This window comes from Fictibacillus phosphorivorans (assembly GCF_023715845.1).
Lineage (GTDB): Bacteria > Bacillota > Bacilli > Bacillales > Fictibacillaceae > Fictibacillus > Fictibacillus phosphorivorans_D.
Genome location: NZ_JAMBOR010000071.1, coordinates 1 through 409, shown reverse-complemented (window position 1 = coordinate 409; position 409 = coordinate 1). Strand labels below are relative to the sequence as shown.

General features: G+C 57.2%; 1 protein-coding gene. It reads right to left on the bottom strand.

Features of this window, described 5'->3' with window-relative positions:
* Positions 1-409, bottom strand: a 409-nt coding sequence (locus M3206_RS18840) for a LysR substrate-binding domain-containing protein (protein WP_251314042.1), incomplete at both ends; no start/stop codon positions are given.

The following is a 409-nucleotide window of genomic DNA, read 5'->3' as shown; positions in this document are numbered from 1 at the left end:
ATTCATCGCCGCAATCACCGCTAAATCAGAACGATCGAAGCCAATGCCCGACGATTGCGGCAGTTCAATCCCAAATTGCTGTGCCCAACTGAACCATTCATCGGTGCCGGAATCATTGCTCCATGCCTGGCGATCGTGAAGCAGCGTACAGTGGCGCAGACTGGCAGGATTTGACGTTAACTGCAGCTGGCGGGCGTAATACGGTGTACATACCGGCACGATCGCCTCATCCATCAGAAAATGGTGGCTTAGCTGCGACGACGGCGCGTCATCAAAATAGATTGCCAGATCGATACCCGCCCGCTGCAGGTTGACGTTATCGTTGCCGGTCAGCACGGTCAGCGAGATGGCCGGGTAGCGGCGACTGAAATCCCCCAGCGCCGGCACCAGCCAGCACTGGGCGATAGAG